Source organism: Paraburkholderia sp., from assembly GCF_035501035.1.
Taxonomy (GTDB): Bacteria; Pseudomonadota; Gammaproteobacteria; order Burkholderiales; family Burkholderiaceae; genus Paraburkholderia.
In genome coordinates this window covers 1-6,962 of the sequence record NZ_DATJWR010000436.1, presented here as the reverse complement: position 1 = coordinate 6,962, position 6,962 = coordinate 1, and the positions used below count along the sequence as shown (strand labels likewise).

The 6,962-nt window shown below is 60.1% G+C and carries 11 protein-coding genes; 2 read left to right on the top strand and 9 right to left on the bottom strand.

Features of this window, described 5'->3' with window-relative positions:
• Positions 1 to 164: 164 nt before the first annotated feature.
• Entirely contained in the window at positions 165 to 443 is a 279-nt protein-coding gene (locus tag VMJ11_RS30865) for a cupredoxin domain-containing protein (RefSeq protein WP_325624691.1), read from the bottom strand.
• A 127-nt stretch (positions 444 to 570) separates the two neighbouring features.
• Between VMJ11_RS30865 and VMJ11_RS30860 the strand changes: the two genes are divergently transcribed.
• Complete coding sequence (locus VMJ11_RS30860; RefSeq protein ID WP_325624690.1) at positions 571 to 831, top strand: hypothetical protein; 261 nt, start codon at positions 571 to 573, stop codon at positions 829 to 831.
• 2 nt (positions 832 to 833) lie between these two features.
• Here VMJ11_RS30860 and VMJ11_RS30855 read toward each other — a convergent pair whose 3' ends face one another.
• The 3 genes from VMJ11_RS30855 to VMJ11_RS30845 all read right to left on the bottom strand — a co-directional run bounded on the left by VMJ11_RS30855 (position 834) and on the right by VMJ11_RS30845 (position 2,283).
• Positions 834 to 1,382, bottom strand: coding sequence for a hypothetical protein (locus tag VMJ11_RS30855; RefSeq protein WP_325624689.1), 549 nt, complete (start codon positions 1,380 to 1,382; stop codon positions 834 to 836).
• Positions 1,379 to 1,831, bottom strand: a complete 453-nt coding sequence (locus VMJ11_RS30850; protein WP_325624688.1) for an MmcQ/YjbR family DNA-binding protein — start codon at positions 1,829 to 1,831, stop codon at positions 1,379 to 1,381. Before VMJ11_RS30850 ends, VMJ11_RS30855 begins: the two co-directional genes overlap by 4 nt.
• A gap of 77 nt (positions 1,832 to 1,908) precedes the next feature.
• A complete protein-coding gene (locus VMJ11_RS30845; protein WP_325624686.1) occupies positions 1,909 to 2,283 on the bottom strand; it encodes a septum formation initiator family protein in 375 nt (124 codons plus the stop codon).
• A gap of 201 nt (positions 2,284 to 2,484) precedes the next feature.
• Between VMJ11_RS30845 and cutA the strand changes: the two genes are divergently transcribed.
• Positions 2,485 to 2,808, top strand: coding sequence for a divalent-cation tolerance protein CutA (gene cutA / locus VMJ11_RS30840; RefSeq protein ID WP_325624685.1), 324 nt, complete (start codon positions 2,485 to 2,487; stop codon positions 2,806 to 2,808).
• 182 nt (positions 2,809 to 2,990) lie between these two features.
• On the opposite strand, the gene npdG is transcribed toward cutA, so the two are convergent.
• The 5 genes from npdG to VMJ11_RS30815 all read right to left on the bottom strand — a co-directional run.
• On the bottom strand, positions 2,991 to 3,656 hold the full coding sequence (gene npdG / locus VMJ11_RS30835) for an NADPH-dependent F420 reductase (RefSeq protein ID WP_325624683.1): 666 nt from the start codon (positions 3,654 to 3,656) through the stop codon (positions 2,991 to 2,993).
• Entirely contained in the window at positions 3,653 to 4,861 is a 1,209-nt protein-coding gene (gene cofH / locus VMJ11_RS30830; protein ID WP_325624682.1) for a 5-amino-6-(D-ribitylamino)uracil--L-tyrosine 4-hydroxyphenyl transferase CofH, read from the bottom strand. Before cofH ends, npdG begins: the two co-directional genes overlap by 4 nt.
• 35 nt (positions 4,862 to 4,896) lie before the next feature.
• Positions 4,897 to 5,727 (bottom strand): coenzyme F420-0:L-glutamate ligase, encoded by an 831-nt coding sequence (gene cofE, locus VMJ11_RS30825; protein ID WP_325624681.1) that lies wholly within the window; start codon positions 5,725 to 5,727, stop codon positions 4,897 to 4,899.
• Positions 5,679 to 6,350, bottom strand: a complete 672-nt coding sequence (cofC, locus tag VMJ11_RS30820; RefSeq protein ID WP_325624679.1) for a 2-phospho-L-lactate guanylyltransferase — start codon at positions 6,348 to 6,350, stop codon at positions 5,679 to 5,681. Before cofC ends, cofE begins: the two co-directional genes overlap by 49 nt.
• A gap of 8 nt (positions 6,351 to 6,358) precedes the next feature.
• On the bottom strand, positions 6,359 to 6,962 hold a 604-nt coding region (locus tag VMJ11_RS30815), incomplete at its 5' end, for a 2-phospho-L-lactate transferase CofD family protein (RefSeq protein WP_325624677.1).

The window sequence follows — 6,962 nt, the reverse complement described above, 5'->3', positions numbered from 1 at the left end:
ATGTTGTAGAAAGCGACTGTTGCCATCGCTTCGCGGCGCGTTCATCGCGCCGCCAAGTCGAAGAAAACGCCAACCAGAAACAAGGCGATAGGGAAGTGGATCAGCACGACATGCTGAGCATGGCGCGCCATGAATAACGATTTCAGACTAAACGCGCCCACCACTTACTCCACCGTCAGCGTGCCGGTCATTTTGGGATGAGTGGAACAGAAGTACGGATATGTCCCAGGCTTGGTAGCGGTGAAGGTGAACTTCTCGCCGGTGTCGAGCACCTTTGACTTGAACGTCTTGTCATTGGCTACGACTGTATGCGGTACTCCTGGACTTGGACGCCGGTTGCCGCGATGTTGCTGGTCGCCGTCGTCGGCGTTGTGCTCTGGACGAATCATTTTCGCGAGCACATGCGCGAGCGCCATCTGGTCAGCGAATTGATCGATCAGCATGTGGCCACGCTGGCCAGCGCCAACGCGGTAGACGTCGTCTCGTCTGACTAGCACACGGTAAAGCCATGGTTCGGAAGGCAAGGTACCGTTCACCTTTGATCTTCCCGATCTGCAGGATTCTGCTTATGTGCTGGTCGGCGGACGGACCAGCTACATCAACCAGTCTCCCGCGGCGGAACTGATCTTCCGGTTGCGCCAGCACCAGATCTCAGTGTTTATCGTGCAAGACCGCGCGACAGGCGGCGACTGTGGCGCCCCGCTGGCAGCTTCGTATGCGTTTCATCTACGCAGTTGGAGCAGCGATGGACTGTGTTATTTCGTGGTGGGCGACGTCAGTACCGATGATCTGAACGCGCTGGCAAAGTCGATGAAATCTCCCGGCCCGTAACCTCAGGGTATGGAGAACAGCTTCCAGCCGTCCGATTGCAGGTTGAAGATGAAATCCACCAGGCCGACGCCCGCGCAGCTATCGTTTTTTATTCTCGCGACCAGGATCGCCTGTCGCACTCCATTGCGCGTTGTCTCGGTCGCTGCCGTGCGTACGTCCTTCGATCCTGTCAGCAGTTCGCGGTAGGAGCAGGCGCGGACATTGCTCTGGTCCAGCTTGATCTCCGATTGAATGCACGAGGAGTCGAAGAGCTTGCAGTACAGCCGGGTGTGCTGCGCGAGCTGATCTGCGACCTCTGCGTGACTGAGATGCTGCGCCTCGCGCCCGACGTTCATTCCCCCTTCAGACACATAGGTCAGAAACTTCTTGTCGTCGCCGCTGCGTACAACGGCGAAGAAATCTTTCTCCAGTTGCGCAGGGGATATCGCGCTGCTTCTCGGTTTCTCAGACGCGCCTTTGCCCCCTGGCGCCGGAGTGTGATCTTGCGCAAGCGCCGTCATGACACTCAATCCGCAAACAGGAGCAAGCACAAGTCCGAGATACCACTTCATCCGCGGCTCCGGGGTTTCGCGGCGCGCGCCTTTTTCGGCTTCGCTTTGGTCTCGATCGATGGGCTGCCAGATCGAGCCGGGGAGTTGCTCGCCTTTGCACCGCTCTGCTCCAACTCCGTCCTGCGTTTTTTAGTAATCCGCTCCCATACCAGCCGATACGATTCAGCCAACAGCTCCCGCAGCTCCCAATCGGGCAGTGTGTTCAGTTGCTCCAGCGCGACCCACTGCGCGCGTGCCATGTAAGGAGCAGGCCGTACTCCTTCGCGTTCGCAAAGCTCGACGAAATTCTCAGGCGAGCACTTGAACGACAATCGAAGGGGAGCCACTTCCAGCGGTGCGACCGCAAACAGCTTGCCGTCCACCTTGAAGCACAGGTCGTATCCCCATTGCACGTTCTCTGTCGCATGAGGAAAGCTAAGACAGTATTCTCGTAGGCTCTCGATATCCATCAGATGCACTCTAACGAGGAGGCATCACCCCTCGCAAATGCTATGTCTGCCATTTACGACCCGTGGTGAGAGTATTGTTATTGCGTTACCGCAGGCTGGTTCTGTGCGAGGTTGGCTGCATGGACATCCGGGCGCGGCGGACGCTGCACCAGAATCCTCTCTCCCGGCCGCACGTATCCGAGCTGCTCGCGTGCTTCTTTTTCGATCGCCTTGGGGTCGCTTTGCAATGCCTTTACCCGCTGCTCGAGCTGCTGCTGGCGCTTTGTTTCGTCCGCAATCTCCTGTTTCAGGCGCTCATATTCGGCTTTCTTGGCCTTGTAAACGATGGTTCCGTTCGGGCCGTAGATCACCTTGTACCCGGCCGCGACAGCGATCAGGGCGATGACCAGCGTCGCAAGCACTCGACGCATACGATGCAACCACTTCCCGGCAATTCTTACGGTAAAACTCAAACCAAACTCCTATAACCAGTGAACGTCGGTTCACATTTGGCGGCAAGCGAATGAAAAGCGAAGCGGCTGAAGAGGAATCAAGTTCGCCATCAAGTTGCGAACGTTGTTGATTGATCCGGGGAACTCTGGGATGACGATCCCACGCGCAAGGTTTCTCGCGCCCCCGCGTTAACCTCATAGACAATCGTTCAGGAGTTCGCCATGGCTGAAGCCCGCATTGTGCTAACCACTCTCGCCGACGAACAGCAGGCAGAAGACCTCGCCGCCGCGCTGGTCGAGCGCCGCCTGGCGGCCTGCGTTAACATCGTTGGCCCCATCCGCTCGATCTATCGCTGGAAGGGCAGGGTCGAGCGCGAGAAGGAATTCCTGCTCATCATGAAGACGACCCCCGAGCAGGCTGCCCGCTTGGAAGCAGCTTTCAAAGAGCTGCATCCCTACGAACTGCCGGAGCGCATCGAGCTCTCCGTCGAAGGCGGCAGCGAAGCGTACCTGTCGTGGATTATGGGCGAAGTGCAGGGGGAGTAGAAAGCGTCGGGTGGAAGCCCTCGGATTCATCCGAGGGGACAGCCTGGTCGCTCATAGAGATGGGCTTCAGCCACGGCCAGCGCTAAGCGCCCGGCTGAATCTGTGCTGTCATTCCCCTGCATAAATGCAGGGTCTTCCACCCGGGCCACAAGATCTTCCATCCATGACGCGGGAGTTTCCCCCTAAATACCCAGCCCGGTCACCCGCCATCCCGCGCCGTGCACTTTGTGCCGGATATTCAACGTGATAAGCAGCGCGGTCATCGCTTCAACGATGCGGGCATTTTCCAGCTTGCCGCCGTCGATGGCGCGCACCCCTGGAATCTTCGTTGCAAGCTCCGACGCGACCTGCCGCGCGCGATCGTCGTCGCTGCACACGATCACGTCGCAATCGACATCGTCTTCGCCACCGAGCACCGTCGATGAGAGGGAATGAAACGCCGCGGCCACGGCGACGTTTTTGCCCACGACTTCCTGCGCCTGCTCGGCCGCCGAACCCTGCCACACCCCGAGCAAGCGGGTCGGGCGTCCGCCAACCGCAGTCGCCAGCGGGACCGTTGCATCGATCAGCACCGTGCCACTGCGGAATGAGGGTTTGAGTTGCTTAAGAAGCTCAGCCTGGCCGGCGAAGGGAACCGTCAGCACCACAACGTCGCACATCTTGACTGCAGTGACATTGTCGGCGCCTTCGACGCTCGCCAACGCGCCGGCGCGTTCGGCAATCTGGCGTGCGGTGGCATGAGCGCGCTCGGCGTCACGCGAGCCGATGATCACCGACTCGCCAGCGCGCGCCCAACGTAACGCCAATCCCGATCCTTCCGGGCCTGTACCGCCGACGATGGCGATCATGCGGCGCTCCCGGCCGGCAACATGGGCTCCGGATAGGTCAATCGCGTGTACGTCGTGTTTCGCTGGGCCGGGACGCGTCCCAGCTCAAGAATGCGTTCCTGGAATTCGTCGGTCGAAATGTACTGTCCGAACGACGCGCCCGCCAGCCGCGAGATGTTCTCCTCGAACAGCGTGCCGCCGTAATCGTCCGCGCCTGCAAGCAGCGCGAGTTGCGAAACTTCGCGACCAAGCTTCACCCACGACACCTGCACGTGATCGATCGACCCGGCAAGTATCACCCGCGCCAGCGCGTGAATTCGCATGTGCTCCTCCAGCGTCGCGCCAGCCCGCGCCAGCCCTTGCTCGAACAACAACGTGTTGTCATGGATGAATCCGAGCGGCACGAACTCGGTAAAGCCGCCGGTGCGCGACTGAATTTTGCGCAGCAGCAGAAGCTGGTTCACCCATTGCTCCGGCGTTTCCGTGTGGCCATACATTAACGTCGATGTGCTGCGGATGCCGCACTCGTGAGCCGTCTCAATGATCTCGCGCCATTGTGCCACGCTCAGCTTATTGCGCGACAACACATGACGGACATCATCGTCCAGAATCTCGGCGGCAGTGCCCGGCAGTGTATCGAGCCCGGCATCTTTCAGCATCAGCAGATACTCGCGGACCGGCATGCCGGTCAGTTCGACGCCGTAGCGCATCTCCATGGGCGAAAACGCGTGACAGTGCATCGTCGGCACCGCGGCCTTCACCGCCTGCAGGATGTCGCGATAGTAATAAGGCGGCAGGTCGCGTGGGAGTCCTCCCTGAATGCAAACCTCGGTCGCTCCCCAACGCGCTGCTTCACGAACCTTCTCGGCAATCTCGTCAAGCGACAGAAAGTACGCCGTCTCATGTCGCGGCCCGACCGCGAAGGCGCAGAACTTGCAGCCCACGATGCAGACGTTGGTGAAGTTGATGTTGCGCGTAACGACGTACGTCACGGTGTCGCCCACGATCTGGCGGCGCAACTCGTTCGCGGCAACTACCAGCCCGAACAAATCGTTACCAGTTGCCTGCGCGAGCAGCAGACATTCCTCGCGATTCAGGCTGGCGCCGTCGTGCGAATCGAGCATCTTGCAGAGGGCTAATCGGACGGGGGAAGAAACGCGGTGTTGAACATCACTCCAGCCAGTTGAGCGCAGCGTGTTCTGTTTGCACCAGCTCAAGTCGTGCATAACGTTGGCCCTCGAAATTGCAGAAACTGCAGCGTTTAGCGAAACAGATCTTTGTCGGCCGGACGCACTAGGTGTCGTGCGCTTCCGGCGCCGCGCGCGTATGCGTAACCACGGATTATACAAGCCGGCACGCGCGCAACTTTTCCCGAAACCAGCCCCGCCATGGCGGCGAGTTCGTCGGCGACCGCCTGCTCGGTCGCGCGCAGCGTGTAGCCGTAGTCGTCGCGTCGCCCGCGATAATCGTGCATCGCCTTCATGCCTGCGACTCCCATAGCAACATCGCACAGGCCCTGCCGCCACGCCCGGCCAAAGCTGTCGGAGATAATGACGGGAATATACAGGCCGGTGAGCTTCTTTAATTTTCGATGAATCTTCGCGGCCGACGCGTCGGGATCGACGGGCAGCAGCACGGCCGACTCGCCCCCATCGACATTTGAAACATCGACGCCGCTGTTCGCGCAGACGAAACCGTGTTGCGTTTCGGTGATGAGAACATGCTTGTCGCGCAGCACACGTTTCGCTTCGCGCAGTGCGAGCTCCACCGCACGCCCATCCGTATTGTTTCGACGTGCAGTCGCGAGCGCCTGCCGCGAAGGCTTCACCGAGTCCAGGCGGACTGTCCTTCCCTCCGCCTTGGCGACGATCTTATGTTTCAGCACAAGAATGTCGCCTGCGCTCAATTGCATGCTCGTGCCCGTGATGGCGGCGAGAACGATCTCAGCCAGCGAGTCGCCTGCCTTCACGTCCGGAATGCCGTGTACCGGAATGGCGCGAAGTTCTGCTGGTTGCTGTCGCGGGGTCGGATTTCGATTTGCTTTCATGCGGAGATGGCGGACTGCACGCTCGATTGCGAGCGGAAGTTCCACGACCGAAGCAGTCGTTGTGCGTTGGTGCCGCCCTCGCGCTGGAGCAGCAGATCGAGCTCGTGTGGGTTGTCGATATCGAGGCCGATGCCCGGCATTTCAAGGATGATAAGCGGCTTGCCGGTTTCCTGCATGGCCTGACAATGTGGGCTAAAGCTGTCGTTGCCGAAGCGCAGCGGGATGATCGACGCCGGCCGCCGAAGGATGCAGTTGCTTCCGCGCCGATCGTACGCCGGAACGAAAACCGCACCTTCTTCCGGAGCGGCGTCGAGTACCTTATGCAACTCGTCCGACCGCGCCAGTGGAATGTCGCCGGGAATCACGATTGTCGTGTCATAACCCTGAGCTTCAGACCATGACGTCGCCATTTCGACTGCCGCAGTTTCGCTTTCGTTGCGCGTGTCTTCGATGACGAGAAATCCGACCTCATCAGCCAGCTCTTTCGCGCGCTGATCGCCCGTGACCAACGCGACATCAATTCGCGAGCGTACGCCTGATGCAGCAAGCATCACGTCACGCAGCATGGCCTCCGCGAGTTGCGAACGACGCGATTGATCAAGCGCCGCGCTCAGCCGCTGCTTGGCGTTGGTGAGGTCTTTTACCGGGATGAGCAGTATGCCGCGCATAGGAATTGTCATCCCGAGCGAGCTTCTTTTGCCGTCGAGGGATCTAGGCGTGCCGGTTCGCGCCGGCGCGCGAAAGGCACGCTTCCGCTTTGATGCTGAATACGGAGGGAAGAATCCAGAACTACGCGCGCGAGGCTAAGTTTGTCATCCGCGGACCGCATCAAGGTATTGGTACATACCACGCGCAGATGCCCGCCCGTCAACGCGTCTGCGGCTTGGGCATCGGAATTATCGACGACCAGCACATTGAGGAAGTCATCGTAAGCCTGCGCGACACCTTGAATCGTACTCGGCCACCCCCGCATGCGCATCAACGCGGCCGCCGGACCCGACACCGCTGCGTCTCCGATGATCGGGCTCACCGCAACCACTACGCCCGCGGCGTGTCGTAATGCTTCGCGGATGCCCGGCACAGCGAGTATCGGGCCAATGCTGGTCACTGGATTACTTGGCGCAAAAACGACGACATCCGCCGAGGCGATCGCCTCCAGCAGGCCCGGCGCAGGTTGCGACTGTTCGGCGCCCACGAACTGCACGCGGCTGACCTCAACGCTGTGGCGCTCGCGAACGAAATATTCCTGGAAACTCAGTCGGCCTTTCGAAGTCTCCAGC